12 protein-coding genes are annotated in these 15,810 nt (G+C 74.8%); all 12 read left to right on the forward strand.

Going from position 1 to position 15,810, the window contains the following annotated elements; translation table 11 throughout:
* The first annotated feature begins 37 nt into the window (after positions 1-37).
* Positions 38-3,040 (forward strand): condensation domain-containing protein, encoded by a 3,003-nt coding sequence (locus tag ACFYWL_RS10135; protein WP_386969977.1) that lies wholly within the window; start codon positions 38-40, stop codon positions 3,038-3,040.
* Positions 3,037-3,372, forward strand: coding sequence for an acyl carrier protein (locus ACFYWL_RS10140; RefSeq protein ID WP_386969979.1), 336 nt, complete (start codon positions 3,037-3,039; stop codon positions 3,370-3,372). The genes ACFYWL_RS10135 and ACFYWL_RS10140 overlap by 4 nt, the downstream gene beginning before the upstream one ends.
* Positions 3,369-6,791: a thioester reductase domain-containing protein gene (locus tag ACFYWL_RS10145; protein WP_386969982.1), complete on the forward strand. Its 3,423-nt coding sequence runs from the start codon at positions 3,369-3,371 to the stop codon at positions 6,789-6,791. Before ACFYWL_RS10140 ends, ACFYWL_RS10145 begins: the two co-directional genes overlap by 4 nt.
* On the forward strand, positions 6,788-7,636 hold the full coding sequence (locus tag ACFYWL_RS10150; RefSeq protein ID WP_386969985.1) for a 3-hydroxyacyl-CoA dehydrogenase family protein: 849 nt from the start codon (positions 6,788-6,790) through the stop codon (positions 7,634-7,636). The genes ACFYWL_RS10145 and ACFYWL_RS10150 overlap by 4 nt, the downstream gene beginning before the upstream one ends.
* Positions 7,633-7,914 (forward strand): acyl carrier protein, encoded by a 282-nt coding sequence (locus ACFYWL_RS10155; protein ID WP_386969988.1) that lies wholly within the window; start codon positions 7,633-7,635, stop codon positions 7,912-7,914. Before ACFYWL_RS10150 ends, ACFYWL_RS10155 begins: the two co-directional genes overlap by 4 nt.
* Positions 7,907-9,016, forward strand: coding sequence for an acyl-CoA dehydrogenase family protein (locus ACFYWL_RS10160; RefSeq protein ID WP_386969990.1), 1,110 nt, complete (start codon positions 7,907-7,909; stop codon positions 9,014-9,016). Before ACFYWL_RS10155 ends, ACFYWL_RS10160 begins: the two co-directional genes overlap by 8 nt.
* A complete protein-coding gene (locus ACFYWL_RS10165; protein ID WP_386969993.1) occupies positions 9,013-9,975 on the forward strand; it encodes a 3-oxoacyl-[acyl-carrier-protein] synthase III C-terminal domain-containing protein in 963 nt (320 codons plus the stop codon). Before ACFYWL_RS10160 ends, ACFYWL_RS10165 begins: the two co-directional genes overlap by 4 nt.
* A 14-nt stretch (positions 9,976-9,989) precedes the next feature.
* On the forward strand, positions 9,990-11,105 hold the full coding sequence (locus tag ACFYWL_RS10170) for an HAD-IIIC family phosphatase (protein ID WP_386969995.1): 1,116 nt from the start codon (positions 9,990-9,992) through the stop codon (positions 11,103-11,105).
* Entirely contained in the window at positions 11,102-12,652 is a 1,551-nt protein-coding gene (locus ACFYWL_RS10175) for an AMP-binding protein (protein WP_386969998.1), read from the forward strand. The genes ACFYWL_RS10170 and ACFYWL_RS10175 overlap by 4 nt, the downstream gene beginning before the upstream one ends.
* Positions 12,649-14,052, forward strand: coding sequence for an MFS transporter (locus tag ACFYWL_RS10180; protein ID WP_386970001.1), 1,404 nt, complete (start codon positions 12,649-12,651; stop codon positions 14,050-14,052). The genes ACFYWL_RS10175 and ACFYWL_RS10180 overlap by 4 nt, the downstream gene beginning before the upstream one ends.
* 4 nt (positions 14,053-14,056) lie before the next feature.
* A complete protein-coding gene (locus tag ACFYWL_RS10185) occupies positions 14,057-15,109 on the forward strand; it encodes a MupA/Atu3671 family FMN-dependent luciferase-like monooxygenase (RefSeq protein ID WP_386970003.1) in 1,053 nt (350 codons plus the stop codon).
* A 5-nt stretch (positions 15,110-15,114) separates the two neighbouring features.
* Positions 15,115-15,810: helix-turn-helix domain-containing protein (locus ACFYWL_RS10190; RefSeq protein WP_386970006.1), on the forward strand; the 696-nt coding region annotated here is incomplete at its 3' end.

Raw genomic sequence — 15,810 nt, forward strand, 5'->3', positions numbered from 1 at the left:
CGATCCCGGCGAGCCGCAGCCAACGGAAGGAACCCGAATGGACACCCGAGCGCCCGGGTCGGCGCGGGAGACCGATATCCCACGCACGGACTTCCCACAGAACGGCCACCCGGCGGCCGACAGCCCGGAATGCGCCCCGCTGTCCCTCGCGCAGGAGCGGTTGTGGCTGATCGACGCCGCCGCCCCCGGCGCGGCCACCTACCTCGTCCCCGTGCTGCTGCGCTGGCAGGGCCGGGTCGACCCGGCGGTGCTCGGCGTCGCGCTGACCGCGGTGGTGGCCCGGCACGAGCCCCTGCGGACCGGCTACCGGCTGCGCGGCGACGAGCCGGAGCAGTTCGTCGGCCCGGCGGCCGACGTCCCGGTCCAGGTGGTCCGGGCCCCCGGCGGGTCCTGGGCCGACGTCGAGGACGAGGTACGTCGACTCTGTGCCGCGCCGCTCGACCTCGCCACCGGCCAGGTGCTGCGCTGCGTCGCGTTCACCGGCCTCACCGGCGGGGACGCGGTGCTGCTCGTCCTGCACCACATCGCCTTCGACGGCTGGTCGATGGGGCGGCTCTGCGCCGACCTCGCCACGGCCTACGCGGCCGGCGTCGAGGGCCGGCCGCCCCGCCTGCCCGCCGTTGCGGTCCGCTTCGCCGAGCTGGCGCGGCGCGACCGGGAGGCGGGCCGCCGGCCCGACACGCGCGCCGCGGTGACGGAGCGGGCGGCGGAACTCCTCGCCGCCGGGCCCGGGCTCACCCTCGCCGGGGCACTGCCCGCCGCCTCCGGCCGCGCGGTGGTGCGGGCGGGCGGCGAGGTGGTCACCGCCCTGCCCGCCGGGCTCTGGGACCGCGCCAGCGCACTGGCCGCCGAACACCGCATCACGCCGTTCGTGCTGTTCGGCACCGCGTTCCAGGTGCTGCTGGGCCTCTGGTCCGGGCGGGACACCTTCCGGTACGGGGTGATCGCCGCCAACCGGCCCGGCCCCGAGGCCGACGACGTGGTCGGCTTCTTCGTCAACACCGTGCCGCTGCGGGCCCGGTTGGGCGACGCGGACGACTTCGCGCAGTTGTGCGCCCAGGCACGGGGCGAGGCGTTCCGCACCCTGCTCTACCAGCGCCTGCCGTATCACCGGCTCACCGCCGCGGCGCGTGCCGAGCTGGTCGAGGTCGCCTTCGCCCTACAGAACTTCCCCGTGCCCGGCCCGGAGACGCCGGTGCGCTGGGCGCTGCCCGAGGTGCTGCCCAACGGCACCGCCAAGTTCGACCTGATGCTCACCGTCGAGGAGCGGGCCGACGGCTGGTACGCCCGCTGGGAGCACGACCTGGCCCGCTATCCCCGGACGGTGGTGGCGGCGCTGGCCGAGGCGTACCTCGGGCTGCTCGGGGCCGTGACGCAGCGGTACGCCGTACCCCTGGCGGAGCTGGCCCGGTTCGGGCCGGACCCGGCGTGGGCGACGACGGCCGCGCCGGCCGCGCCGCCCCCGACGGCCGGGACGGCGGCCCCGGTGCCCGAGGCGGCGCTGCGCCGGGCCGCCGAGTGCTTCGCCGTGGCGCTGACCGATTTGGTCGACGAGCCGCCGGAGGCGGTCGCGGCCGGGCTGACCCCGGCGGCCGACTTCTTCGCCCTCGGCGGCCACTCCCTGCTGGTCGTCACCATGCTGCGCCGCATCGAACGCCAGGACGGCACCGTCCTGTCGGCGCGGGAGTTCCTGGCCGACCCGACGGTGGCCGGGCTGGCCCGGCTCCTCGCGGCCCCGCCCCGGGCCGCCGCCGCGCCGCCGACGGAAAGCGATGGCCGGCAGGCCACCAGCCCCGCGCAGCAACGCTTCTGGTCCGTCGACCGCCTGCCGTGGCTGCGGCAGGCGTACCTGGTGCCCACCGTGGTGGACCTCGCCGGCCCGGTCGACGTCGAGCGGCTGCACGCCGCCGTCGGGACCGTGCTCGCCCGGCACCCGGCGCTGCGGGCCCGCTTCGAGCTCGACCGCCGGCAGCGGCGGGTCTACCACCGCACGGACGGCCCGGCCGGCGACGTCACCGTGGTGGACGCCGCCGGCTGGACCGACGAGCAGGCGCGCGAGGCCGTCGCGGAGTGGAGCTGGACCGGCTTCGACCTGGCCCGCGCCGCCCCCGCCCGGGCGCACCTGCTGGACCGGGGCGGGCGGGGCGTCACCCTCGTCGTCGTCGTCCACCACATCGTCTTCGACGGCTGGTCGCGGCAACTGCTGCTGCGCCAGATCGCGGCGGCCTACCGGGGCGAGGAACTGCCCGAGCCGGTGGCCGCGACGGGCCACACCGATCCCGACGACGCCGCGCAGGCCGACACCCGGGCGGTCGTGCAGGCGCTCACCGGCGCGCCGGTCGACGTGGTCCTGCCGTACGACAGGGGCCGCGGCGACACCCAGGAGACCCGGGCGGGCCGGCTGACGTACGACCTCGACCCGACCCGCGCCGACCGGCTGCGCAAGGTCGCGGCGGACGCCGGCTGCACCATGTTCATGGTCTCGGCCGCGCTGCTGGCGGTGGCGCTCGCCCGGGTCGGCGGCCAGCGCGACTTCCTGTTCGCCTTCCCGTGGTCGCAGCGGACGGGGGCGCGCAGCGCCGACGCGGTGGGCCTGTTCATCGACACGCTCGTGCTGCGCGCCGACGCCAGCGGCGAGCCGACCTGGCAGGAGCTGCTGGCCCGGGTGCGGGACGCGGCGAACCTCAGCTTCCGGCACTCCGCGGCCCCGTTCGACGCGGTCGCCGCCGCGTTGCATCCCGACCGCGACCTCGGCCGGCCGCCGGTGACGCCGGTCTACCTCAGCGCCTCCGACGGCGAGCTGTCGCCCCCGGACCTCGGGCCGGACGTCACCGCCACGATCCGCCCGCTCGACCCGCTGCACCTCAAGTACGAGCTCGAACTCACCGTCGTCGACCGGCGGCAGGACCTGCGGTGGGAGCTGCTGTACTCCGCCGCCCTGTTCGACCCCGCCACCGCGCAAGCCGTCCTGCACGCGGTCACCACCGCGGCGGACGACCTCATCCGGCAGCCCACCGCTCGACCACTGGAGGGACATTGACCACCCTGACGGAGGACCAACTGTTCGATCGGGTCAGGGCCGCCTGGGCCGAGGTACTCGACGTCGACGATCCGGGCAGCCTCGACCCGGACCAGAACTTCCTGGAGGCCGGCGGCAGCTCGCTGCTGCTCATCATGCTCTGGGAGGACCTGCACCAGCTCACCGAGCGGTCGCTGCGGGTGGCCGACCTGTTCCAGCACGCCACGATCCGGGCGCAGGCCAGGCTGCTGGCCGGCGGCGGCGAGGAGCCGCGGCAGCAGGTGACCGGCGCCAGCCAACGCCGCGCCCTGCTCGGCCGGGCCCGCACGGTGGAGGTGCCCCGACCGTCATGACCGAGATCTCCGACACCGACATCGCCGTCGTGGGGACGGCCTGCCGCTTCCCCGACGCGTGGAACCCCGAGCAGTACTGGCGCAACATCGACACCGGCGTCGTCTCGATGCGGGAGCTGACCGACGAGCAGCTCCGCGCGGCCGGCCACACCGAGGAGGAGATGCGCCAGCCGGGCTTCGTCCGGGTCGGCGCGACCCTGCCGGGGGTGGCCGACTTCGCCGCCGACTTCTTCGGGTACACCCCCCGCGAGGTCGACGCCATCGACCCGCAGCAGCGCATCTTCCTGGAGTCCTGCTGGGAGGCGCTGGAGTCGGCGGGCCTGGCGCCGGGCGCGGACCGCCTGGTGACCGGCGTCTTCGCCAGCAGCGCCGCGGGCAACTACTCGGCGGCCGTCTTCGCCGCCAAGGTCCGCGACCACGGGCTCGCCGCCGCGATCGGCGACCTCGACCTGACCGTCGGCGGGCAGGCCGACTTCATGACCTCGCGGACGGCCTACAAGCTCGGCCTGCGCGGGCCGTCCGTCAGCGTCCAGACGGGCTGCTCCTCGTCGCTGTACGCGGTGCACTACGGCATGCTGAGCCTGCTCGCCGGGGAGTGCGACGTGGTGCTCGCCGGCGGCGCGACAGTCGTGGAGCCGCTGCTCGGCTACCAGCCGATCCCCGGGGCGTGGGTCTCCGAGGACGGCTACGTCCGCTCCTTCGACGCGAGCAGCAGCGGCACCACGTACGGCTCCGGGGTCGGGGTGGTGGCCCTGCGCCGGCTCGCCGACGCCCTCGCCGACGGCAACCCCGTGCTGGCCGTGCTGCGCGGCTCGGCGGTCGGCAACGACGGCGGCGCGCGCCTCGGCTACGCCGCCCCGAACCTCGACGGGGTGGCCGACGTGATCGCGGCGGCGCTGTCGGTCGCGGGCGTCTCCGCCGACGCGGTCCGCTACGTCGAGGCACACGGCACCGGCACGCCGCTGGGCGACCACATCGAGCTGCTGGCCCTGACCGAGGCGTTCCGGCGCAGCACCGACGAGGTGGGCTACTGCGGCCTCGGCTCGGTGATGTCGAACATCGGGCACCTCGGCCCGGCCGCCGGCATCGCCGGGTTGATCAAGGCGATCCACGTGGCCGGCACCGGCTCGCTGCCCCCGCACCCGACGTTCGACGTGGCCCGCGACCCGGCGGAGCTGGAGAAGAGCCCGTTCTTCGTCACCACCGCCCGCCGCGAGTGCCCCGAGCCGGACCGGCTGGTGCTGGTCAACTCGATGGGCGTGGGCGGCACCAACGCCACGATGGTGGTGGCCGCGCCGCCCGCGCCGATCCGGCGGCCCGCGCCGTCGACGCCCGTCGTCCGGCTGAACGTCTCCGCCCGCAACCGGGTGGAGCTGGACCAGCTGTGCCGGGCGCTGGCCGACCGGCTCGACAGCGACCCCGCGCAGGCGGCGGACGTCGCGTACACGCTGCGGGTCGGGCGGGCGGTCTTCGACGAGCGGCGGGTGGTGACCGCACCCGCCGACCGGCTCGCGGCGGCGCTGCGGCTGCCCCGCCCCCCGGCCGTGCGCACCGTGCGGGCCGACCGCCGCACCGCCGTCATCGTGGCGGGGGAACAGGCGGCACCCGCGCGGCTGGCCGCGTTGCGGGCCGCGCTGCCCGGCTCGGCCGTGGTCGACCGGCTCGACCTCGCCGGGGACCGGTACGCGGTGGTGCTGGGCGGGACCGGTGGCGACGCGGGCCTGGCCGACTCGCGGGGGGTCCTGGTGCCCGCCGCCGACGACGACGGCTGGGACGAGGCGCTGAGCACCGCCTGGCTGCACGGCGTGGCGGTCGACTGGGAGGCGGTCAGCGGCGGCCGGGGCCGGCGGCTCCGCCTGCCGACGTACCCGTTCCAGCGCAAGCGGTACTGGCCGCTGGACCACCTCGACGTGTTCCGCCGGCAGCCGACGCCCGCGCCCGTCGGCGCGGAGCCGGCGGCGGCGGGGGACTCCATCGAGGAGAGCATCGCCGGCATCTGGCGGGAGCTGTTCGACCGGGGCGACGTCGGGCTGGACGACGAGTTCGGCGCGCTGGGCGGCACGTCGCTGCTGTCGGTGCAGATGGTGCTGCGGATCCAGCAGCAGTACGGCGTGCTGATCAACCTGCACCGGGCCGGCGGCAGCCGGGCCACCGTACGCCGGCTCGCCGAGATCGTCCGGGCCGGCGTCACCCCCGACCGGCAGAGCGCGGCCGACCGGGACGGCGAGCTGATCGACGCGGACCTGGCGCTGCCGATCGGGCCGATGGCCCCGCGTCGCGCCCCGGGCCGGGACGTGCTGCTCACCGGGGCGGCGGGCTACCTCGGCGCCTTCCTGCTGCACGAGTTGCAGCGCGCCGGCCGGCGCGTCCACTGCGTCGTGCGGGCGGCCGACGAGCAGGCGGGCATGCGGCGGCTGCGGGAGACCGCCGCGCGCCTGGCCCTGCCGGAGCCGGACCCCGAGCTGGTCCGGGTCGTCCCGGCGGACCTGCGGGCCTTCGCCGGCACGGATGCCGCAGACCTCGACGGCGAACTCGCCGACCAGGTCGGGCACGTGCTGCACTGCGCGGCCCGGGTGGTCTTCACCGAGCCGTACCGGACGCTGCGGGAGGACAACGTCCTGCCGATGGCGGGCCTGCTGAACTGGATGTGCCGGCACGGCATCCGCGACTTCAGCTACGTGTCGACGCTGGCCGCGACCGGCGCGGGGTCGGGCACGGCGGGGACCCGGCTGGAGACCCGCAAGCAGCCCCTGCACTCCGACCTGGGCGGCTACGGGGTCAGCAAGTGGGTGGGCGAGCGGCTGCTGGAGAAGGCCGAGGAGGCCGGCGTACGCGGCCGGGTGTTCCGGCCCGGCCTGATCATGGCGGCCCGGGACACCGGGGCCTGCAACAACAAGGACCTGGTGTGGCGGATGCTCGCCAGCGGCGTCGCCGTCGGCGCCCACCCCACCGACGAGCGCGCCGAGCCGGTCTCCCCGGTCGACGTGATCGCCCGGGCGGTCGTGTCGCTGGCGCTGTCGCCGTCCTCGGTCGGCCGGGTCTACCACCTGGCCGACGAGCGTTCGATCAGCACCCGGGAGCTGTTCGACATGCTCGGCCGGGCCGGTCTGGCGACCGAGCCGATGCCGCTGCCGCAGTGGCAACGGCGGGTGGCCGAGCGGGCGCTGGACGGCGGCAGCGAGGTCATGTCGGCCGTGGCCCTCTACGAGCTGGAGGGGCACGAGCTGGCCGAGGACGACGTGCAGGTCCGGGGCTGGCAGCCCTGGCTGCGCAAGCAGGGCCTCTCCGCCGCCGTCACCCCCGAGCAACTGCGCCGGGGCCTGGAGTTCCTGGCCGAACGCCACGAGGAGTTCGCCGCGCTCCTGCCCGGCCTGGCGGGGCAGGGCGGCGACGTCAACGCGATCGAGGAGCGGGTATGAAGCAGCGACATGTCGCCGTGCTGGGCGCGGGGGTGATGGGCAGCGCCATCGCCGCCCTCGCCGTCGGGAACGGCCTGCCGGTCACCCTGGTCGACGTCGACCGGGATGTGCTCAACCGGGCCCGGGACGAGGTCACCCGCCACCTGCGGCTGGCCCGGCTGATGGGGGCGCAGACCGGGACGGACGTGGCCGAGCTGCGTACCACCGTGGACCTGGCCGACGTCGCCGACGCCGACGTGGTCGTCGAGGCCGTCACCGAGCTGGCCGACGTCAAGGCGAAGGTGCTCGCCGAGGTCTCCGCGCTCGTCGGGCCACAGGCGCTGGTGCTCACCAACACCTCCGCCATCCCGGTGGACGAGCTGGCCGGGTCGGTCGCACACCCCGAGCGCACCGTCGGCGCCCACTTCATGAACCCGCCGTACCTGATCAAGACGGTGGAGGTGGTCCGGGGGCCGCGCAGCTCCGAGGCCGCGCTGGCCGTCGCCCGCGACTTCCTGACCGGCATGGGCCGCGAGGTCGTGTTGGTCGGTGACGGGCCCGGCTTCGTCATCAACCGGGTGCTGCAACGAATGATCAACGAGGCGGCCCGTATCGCGGACGAGGGGCTCGCCACGCCGGAGGAGATCGACCTGCTGTTCACCGGCTGCCTCGGGCACCGCACCGGGCCGCTGGCCACCGCCGACCTGATCGGCCTGGACAACGTCGTCGACTCCCTGCGGGTGCTCCGCGACCGCACGGGCGACCAGGGTTACGAGCCATCCGCGCTGCTGCTGGCCAAGGTCGCCGCCGGCGACTTCGGGCGCAAGACCGGGCGTGGCTTCTACGAACACAGGGGGACCAAGTGAGCTCATCCACCACCGACCAGCACACCCTCAGCCCGGGATCGATCCGCGGCCAGCTCACCGAGTTCCTGGAGCGGCAGACCAAGAAGGACATCGAGCCGGACCTCGACATCTTCGCCGCCGGCCTGGTCTCGTCGCTGTTCGCGCTGGAGCTGGTGGTGCACATCGAGTCGACGTTCGACGTCGTCATCGGCGGGCCCGACCTGCGGCTCGACAACTTCCGGACGGTCGACCGGATGACCGAGCTGGTCCTGCGTCTGCGCGGGGACTCCGATGGCTGAGCGGTGGTCCGAGGCGGCGGCGCTGGTCGCCGCCGCCGTCGGCGATCACGCGGAGACCTGGGACCGCACCGGCCAGATTCCGCTGGAGACCCTGCGCGAGCTGGGCACCAAGGGTGTGCTCTGCGCGCAGATCCCCCAGGAGTACGGCGGCCTCGGCCTGTCCAGCCTGGACAACGGCGAGCTGACCGCCGCCACCGGGACCCGGTGCAGCTCGCTGCGCAGCGTGCTCACCTCGCAGGGCATGGCGGCGTGGACGATCATGCGCCTCGGCTCGGCCGCCCAGCGGCGCACCCACCTGGCCGCGTTGACCAGCGGCAGCCTCGCCGGGGTCGCCTTCAGCGAGCCCGGGGCGGGCAGCGACCTGTCCGCGATGAGCACCCGAATCAGCGAGGACGGCTCCGGCCTGCGGGTCGACGGGCGGAAGGTGTGGATCACCGTCGGCGCCTACGCCGACCTGCTGGTGGTCTTCGGCCGGTTCGGCGACGAGGCGGCGGCGGTGCTGGTGCCGACGGACGCGCCGGGCGTGCACGTCGAGCGGGTGGCCGACCCGCTCGGCTGTCGGGCCGCCGGCCACGCCGACGTCCACCTCGACGGGGTACGCCTGCCCAGGGACGCGGTGCTCGGCGGGGCGGCCATGCCGCTGGGCCTGATCGCCACCACGGCGCTGACGTACGGCCGGGTCTCCGTGGCCTGGGGCTGCGTGGGGATCCTCCGCAGTTGCCTGGCCGAGGCCGCCCGGCACGCCGCCGCCCGGGCCCAGGGCGGGGCCCTGCTCGCCTCCCACCAACTCGTGCGGCGGCACCTGGCGGAGCTGACGGTCGCCGAGCAGGCCGCGACCCGGCTGTGCGAGCACGCCAGCCGGGCCTGGGACGCCCGCACGTCCGACCTGGTCATGGCCGCCGTGCTGGCCAAGCACTTCGCCGCCACCCGGGCCGCCGAGGGGGCGAGTACGGCGGTGCAGGTCCTCGCCTCCGCCGGCAGCCGCGACGGGCACCCGGTGGCCCGCGCGTACCGGGACGCCAAGCTCATGGAGCTCATCGAGGGGAGCAACGAGATGTCCCAGCTCATGCTGGCCGACCACGCGCTGGCGGCCTGGTCATGACCGTCGGCATCGGGGCGATCCGCTGCGTCCTGCCCGAGGCGTCCACCCCCGTCGCCGCGCTTCCCGAGGTCGACGCGCTGCGGACCGAGGAACGCGAGTTCGTCGACACCTGCGGGATCGACCGCGTCGGCGTGTTCCCGGACGCACCGACCACGGACTACGCCGTCCAGGCGTGTCAGGAGCTGGGCAAGGCGACGCCGCTGGACCCGGACGTGCTGGTCATGGTGGGGTCGCGCGCGCCGGACGTCCTGCTCGGCTCCGACTCGGGGCGGTTGCAGCTCGACGGCGGCTTCGACCGCGCGTTCGCGTTCACCCTGGACGGTCTCGGCTGCACCGGTTCCAGCGCCGCCTGGGCGCTGGCCCGGGACCTCCTGGTCGCCGACCCCACCCGGCAGAGCGTGCTGATCGCGCACGCCAGCCGCCCGACCGGCGTGGACCGGGTGCGCTTCCCGGTGACGGTGATCGGCGACGGGGCGTACGCGATGACCATCGTCCGCGACGGCCGCCCGGCCCTGGTGGCGCACCGGCAGGAGAGCGACGGCACGTTCCACGACCTGTTCCGGGTGGACTACAAGCAGTCCCCCTGGTACGAGTGGCGCGAGGAGTGCGAGTCTCCCGACCGGTACCGGTTCGAGCTGGCGCTGCACAGCCGGCAGCGGCTCGGCCGGATGGTCGAGACGGTCCTCGCCGACGCCGGGATCACCAAGGCCGACGTCGCCGCGACGCTCATGCAGAACGTGACCGCCAGCGCGTACGGCTTCTACCAGTCCCTGCTGGGGCTGCCCATCCACCCGGTCTGCCAGCGCCAGCTCGCCGAGTACGGACACCTCGGCGCGATGGACGTCGTGCTCAACCTGGACCGGCTGCTCGCCGGCGGCGACGTCGGCCCCGGCGACCACGTCCTCGTCCTCAACAACAGCCCCGTGGCGGCCTGGGCGGCCACGGTCTGGCGCATCTGACGAAGGGAACGACCGTGAGCCAGACACCGCCGACGGTGAAGTGTCTCGTCTGGGACCTGGACAACACCCTGTGGCGCGGCACGCTGCTGGAGGACGGCGAGGTGACCCTGCCCGACGAGGTGCGGGAGACCATCGCCACCCTCGACGCCAGGGGCATCCTCCAGTCGGTCGCCAGCCGCAACGACCACGAGCACGCGTGGGCCCGGCTGGTGGAACTCGGCGTGGCCGACTACTTCGTCGTCCCGCAGATCGGCTGGGGGCGCAAGCCCGACTCGATCCGGGCGATCGCCGACGAGCTCCAGTTCGCCCTGAACACGATCGCGTTCATCGACGACCAGCCGACCGAGCTGGCCGAGATCGGCCACCGGCTTCCCGAGGTCCGGTGCTACCTGGCCGACCAGGCCGGCACGCTGACCGGCCTGCCCGAGTTCAGCCCGGCGGCCGTCACGGTGGACTCCCGCCGCCGCCGGCAGATGTACCAGGCGAAGTTCCGCCGGGACACCGCGCGGGAGGGCTTCCAGGGCCCGGACGAGGAGTTCCTGCGCAGCCTGGAGCTGGAGATGGTCATCGACCGGGCGAGGGACGAGGACATCTCCCGCCTGGAGGAGCTGACCCTGCGCACCAGCCAGATGAACGCCACCGGCGTGCACTACTCCGACGCCACCCTGCGCGGCCTGCTCGACGACCCGCGGCACGAGGTGCTGGTGGTCAGCATGACCGACCGATTCGGGCCGCACGGCGCGGTCGGGGTGGCGCTGCTGGCCCGGCACCCGGGCGTGTGGCACCTGAAGCTGCTCGCCACCTCCTGCCGGGTGGTGTCCTTCGGCGCCGGCGCGATCATCCTGCGGTGGATCGGCGACCAGGCGGCGCGGGCCGGCGTGCACCTCGCCGCGGACTTCCGGCCGACGAACCGCAACCGGATCATGGAGGTCGCCTACCGGTTCGCCGGCTTCGCCGACGACGGGTGCGCCTGCCTGGCCGACGTGGGCCCGGCAGGCGAGGAGGGGGTGCAACTGCTGCACCTGCGGCCCGAGCGCGCCTGCGGGCCGACCTCGCTGCGGCTGCGCGCCCCGGCGCTGGACGACGCCGACACCGGGCTGCGGGACTGGTCGGAGGTGGTGCCGGCATGACCCTCTACGAGCTGTTCGCCGCCTCCGTCGACCGGCACCCGGACGCGGTCGCGCTGGAGGTCGAGGGCGACGAGATCTCCTACGCGGACCTGCGCCGCCACGCCCTGGCGCTGGCCGAGGAGATCGTCGCCCGGCACGGCGGCGTGCCGGCCCGGGTGGCGCTGCTCGCCCAGCGCAGCGTCACCGCCTTCGCCGGCTACCTCGCCGCGCAGCGCCTCGGCGCGGCGGTGACCCCCCTCAACCCCGGCTACCCGGTGCTGCGCAACCGGCGGGTGTGCGACCTCGCCCGCGTGGACGTGCTGGTCGCCGACGAGTCCGGCGCGCCGCAACTCGCCGACGGCCTCGGTGACGCCGCCCCGACGGTCCTCGCGCTCGACGACGACCGGGTCCGCGCGCTCGCCGGCACCGGCGTCGGCCTCGCCGACCACCGCGGCGGCCCGGACGACGTGGCCTACGTCCTGTTCACCTCCGGGTCGACCGGGCGGCCCAAGGGGGTGCCGATCCCGCAGCGCGCGGCGGTGGCGTACGTCCGCCACAACGTCGACCGCTTCGCCGTGGGCCCGGGGGCGCGGGTGTCCCACACCTTCGACCTCACCTTCGACCCGTCGGTGTTCGACCTCTTCGTGACCTGGGCCGGCGGCGCGACCCTGGCCGTGCCCCGCCGCGCGGAGCTGCTGAACCCCGTGGACTACCTGCGGGACCGGCGGATCACGCACTGGTTCTCCGTGCCGTCGGTCGTCTCCGTCGGCGACGAGCTGGGCACCCTGCCCACCGGGCAGGTCACCGACCTGCGGTACAGCATCTTCATCGGCGAGCCGCTCACCTACCGGCAGGCCGAACGGTGGCAGGAGATCGCCCCGGGCGCCGTCGTCACCAACGTGTACGGCCCGACCGAGCTGACCGTGGCCTGCACCGAGTTCCGGCTGGACCTCGACCCGCTGCGGTGGCCGGCGACCTCCAACGACACCGTGCCGATCGGGCCGGTCTACGACTTCCTCGACCACGTGATCGTCGGCGCGGACGGTCACGCGGCCCAGGAGGGCGAGCTGTGCGTACGCGGGGTGCAGAGGTTCGTCGGATACCTGGACTCCGGTGACGATGTCGGCCGATTCTTGACGTATGGTCCCGACGGCGCCACACCGTACGAGGGCGGCGGCCTCACCGACGAGCACTACTACCGCACCGGGGACCGGGTCCGCATCGAGGACGGCAACCTCGTCCACCTCGGCCGGCTGGACAACCAGGTGAAGGTGCGCGGTTACCGCATCGAGCTCGGTGAGATCGAGGCGGCGCTGCGCCGGCACGACGGCGTGACCCAGGCCGTCGTCGTCGCGGTCAACCGGACAGGAGAGACGGAATTGATCGGCTTCTACACGGGTGACGAGGTGCCGCAGTTGCGGCGCTGGCTGCGCCGGCAGGTGCCGCTGCACATGGTGCCCCGGGTGCTCAACCACCTGGCCGCCATGCCGCTGAACGCCAACGGCAAGATCGACCGGGGGGTGCTGCGGGACTCCGTGGCGGAACTGGCGACGGCGGGCCCGGCGTGACGGCGACCGCCCGGCTGCGTGCCGTGACGGCCGAGCTCGTCCCGCCCGCGGGCGTGGTGCGGGTGGTGTCGCTGAGCAACCTGGCCAAGACCGCCGCGCACGGCATCATCATGTCGGTCAGCGTGCTCTACTTCACGACGTCGATCGGGATCTCGGCCACCAAGGTCGGCCTGGCGCTGACCATCGGGGCGGCGGTCGGCATGCTGGTCGCGGTGCCGGCCGGTCACGCCGCCGACATCTTCGGCCCGCGCAACGCCACCGTGCTCGCCATGATCGCGCTCGGGCTGGTCACCTGCGGCTACGCCTTCGCCACCAGCTTCTGGTGGCTGACCGCCGTCGCCTGCCTCGTGCTGGCCGGCGAGTCCGCCACCGACGCCTCCCGGGGGGCGCTGGTCGCGGGCGTGGTGCCACCGGAGGAACGGGTCCGGGCCTGGTCGTACTTCCGAGCCGTGGCCAACCTGGGCGTCACCCTCGGCGCGGTGATCGGCGGGATCGGGCTCTACTTCGACTCCCAGGCGGGCTACCGGGCGCTGCTGCTCCTCGCGGGTGCGCTGTTCGCGGTCGCCGGCCTGGCCTACCTGCGGGTGCCGGTCGTGCCGCCGACCCGCAACACCGAGGCGCAGCCCAGCCTCGTCGTGCTGCGGGACCGGCCGTACGCGGCGTTCGTCGTGCTCAACGCGCTGCTGGTGATGAACGGGCCGCTGCTGACGGTGGCGCTGCCCATCTGGATCGCGCAACGCACCGAGGCCCCCACCGCGATCTACCCCGCCATCCTCGTGATCAACACGATCTGCGTGGTGCTGCTACAGGTGCGCGTCAGCCGGGGAGCGGAACGCCTGGACGGCGGCGCCCGGGCCTGGCAGCGGGCCGGGCTGGTGCTCGCCGCCTGCTGCGTGCTCTTCGCCCTCGCCGGTGGGCTGCCCGTCTGGGCCGCGGTGGCGGCCCTGCTCGCCGGCGCCCTCGTGCACGTGCTCGGCGAGATGCTGCACAGCTCGGGGGCGTGGTCCCTGGCGTACGGGCTGGCCCCCGAGGGCAGCCACGGCCAGTACCAGGGGCTGTTCGGCATGTCGACGCAGCTCGGCTCGACCATCACCCCGTTCGCCGCGACCGTGCTCATCATCGGCTTCGGCTGGTCCGGCTGGCTCGTCTTCGGCGCGGTCATGTGCGCCGCCGGCCTGCTCGCCCCCGCCGTGGTACGCGCGGCGCGCAAGAACCCGACCCGCAGCGGCTTCTCCGCCACGGACGAGCCGGCGAAGGTGCCCGAGACCGGGTCGGCGACGGCCGAGCCGGCGAAGGTGCCCGAGGCCAGGTCCACGACGGACGAGCCGGCGACGGACGAGCCGACGACGGTGGCCGGCGGCGAGTCGGCCGGCGATCCCCTCTCATCCGACAGGAGCTGACCGGATGGACTTCAGCCTCTTCTACTTCGCCAACGACAGCCGGCTCGGGCAGCACGACCGGTACCGCGTGCTGCTGGACGGCGCGCGGTTCGCCGACGCCAACGACTTCGCCGCCGTCTGGACGCCGGAGCGCCACTTCCACCCGTTCGGCGGCCTCTACCCGAACCCGTCGGTCACCAGCGCGGCGGTCGCCGCGGTGACCAGCCGGGTGGCGATCCGCGCGGGCAGCGTCGTCGCGCCGCTGCACCACCCGCTGCGCATCGCGGAGGAGTGGGCCATGGTGGACAACCTCTCCAACGGGCGGGTCGGCGTGTCCCTCGCCTCCGGCTGGCACGCGGCCGACTTCGTGCTCCGCCCGGAGACGTACGCCGACCGCCGCGCCCTCCTGGCCGAGTACGCCGAGCAGATCCGGGCGCTGTGGCGGGGCGAGTCGATCACCGCCACCGACGGGGTCGGGGAGACCCGGCAGGTGCGCGTCTTCCCGCCGCCGGTGCAGGCGGAGCTGCCCATCTGGCTGACCAGCGGCGGCGCGGTGGAGACCTTCCGCACCGCTGGCGAGCTCGGCGCGGGCCTGCTGACCCACCTGCTCGGCCAGGACCTCGACGAGCTGGCCGGGAAGATCGCGGTCTACCGGGAGGCCGTCGCGGCCCGGCCCGGCGACTGGCCCGGTCACGTGGCGCTCATGGTGCACACCCACCTCGGCGACGACGAGGACGAGACGCGCGACCTCGTACGCCCCGCGTTGAGCGACTACATCCGCAGCTCGCTGCACCTGATCCTCGGGTCCCGGATGGACGGCAAGCGCAGCATCGACCCGTCCAAGCTGCCCCCGGAGGAGCTGGACTTCCTGGTCGAGCGGTCGTTCCAGCGCTACTTCGACGAGGGGGGCCTGCTGGGCACCGTCGACAAGGCGTACGGCGTGGCGAGCCGGCTGCGGGAGATCGGGGTGGACGAGGTGGCCTGCCTGATCGACTTCGGGCTGCCGGACAAGACGGTGCTGGCCGGGCTGGACCAGCTCAACGAGCTGCGGCTGCGGTTCGCCTCCGCCGACGGCTGACCGGGATGGCCGCGCGGGGGCGACCGAAGGCCGAACTGGTTCTCTCCGGATGCGAGCGCCGCACGCTGGAGGAGTGGGCGGCATGGACGGGCGGGGGCCGCCTCGCCCTGCGGGCCCGGATCGTGCTGGCCAGCGCGGAGGGGCTGTCCAACCGGGACGTCGCCACGAAGCTGGAGGTGGGGCCGCACACGGCGGGCAAGTGGCGGGCCCGCTTCGTCGACCGGCGGCTCGCCGGTCTGCTCGACGGGCCACGGTCGGGGGCCGGCCGGCGGCTCACGGCGGCGCAGGTCGACGCCGTGCTGGCCCGGACGCTCCAGACGGCGCCCCCGGCCGGGGCCGGGCTCTGGTCGACCCGGGCCATGGCGGCGGTGGTGGGGCTCAACCAGACCGCGGTCTCCCGGCTCTGGCGGGCGGCGGGCCTGCGGCCCCACCAGGTCGCCACCTGGCGGCTCTTCCAGGACCCGCGCTTCGCGGCGACGGTACGCCTGGTCGTCGGGCGGCGGATCTCGGCGGGTGACCGGCTCCTGGCGCTGGCGGCGGAGCGGGGCCACCCGGGCCCGGCTCCCGGCCACCGCTCCGTGGCGTCGACCGGCCTCGCTCTTTTGGCCGACCCGGTTCCGGCCGACCCGGTTCCGGCCGACCCGGTTCCGGCCGACCCGGTTCCGGCCGACCCGGTTCCGGCCGACCCGGTTCCGGCCGAC

Source organism: Micromonospora sp. NPDC002575, from assembly GCF_042889525.1.
GTDB classification, from domain to species: Bacteria; Actinomycetota; Actinomycetes; order Mycobacteriales; family Micromonosporaceae; genus Micromonospora; species Micromonospora carbonacea.

Excerpts from the sequence above, each read along its gene's own strand:
- ACFYWL_RS10135 (WP_386969977.1), top strand. The coding sequence starts at position 38 with ATGGACACCCGAGCGCCCGGGTCGGCGCGGGAGACCGATATCCCACGC.
- ACFYWL_RS10145 (WP_386969982.1), top strand. The coding sequence starts at position 3,369 with ATGACCGAGATCTCCGACACCGACATCGCCGTCGTGGGGACGGCCTGC.
- ACFYWL_RS10165 (WP_386969993.1), top strand. The coding sequence starts at position 9,013 with ATGACCGTCGGCATCGGGGCGATCCGCTGCGTCCTGCCCGAGGCGTCC.
- ACFYWL_RS10150 (WP_386969985.1), top strand. The coding sequence starts at position 6,788 with ATGAAGCAGCGACATGTCGCCGTGCTGGGCGCGGGGGTGATGGGCAGC.
- ACFYWL_RS10185 (WP_386970003.1), top strand. The coding sequence starts at position 14,057 with ATGGACTTCAGCCTCTTCTACTTCGCCAACGACAGCCGGCTCGGGCAG.
- ACFYWL_RS10160 (WP_386969990.1), top strand. The coding sequence starts at position 7,907 with ATGGCTGAGCGGTGGTCCGAGGCGGCGGCGCTGGTCGCCGCCGCCGTC.
- ACFYWL_RS10175 (WP_386969998.1), top strand. The coding sequence starts at position 11,102 with ATGACCCTCTACGAGCTGTTCGCCGCCTCCGTCGACCGGCACCCGGAC.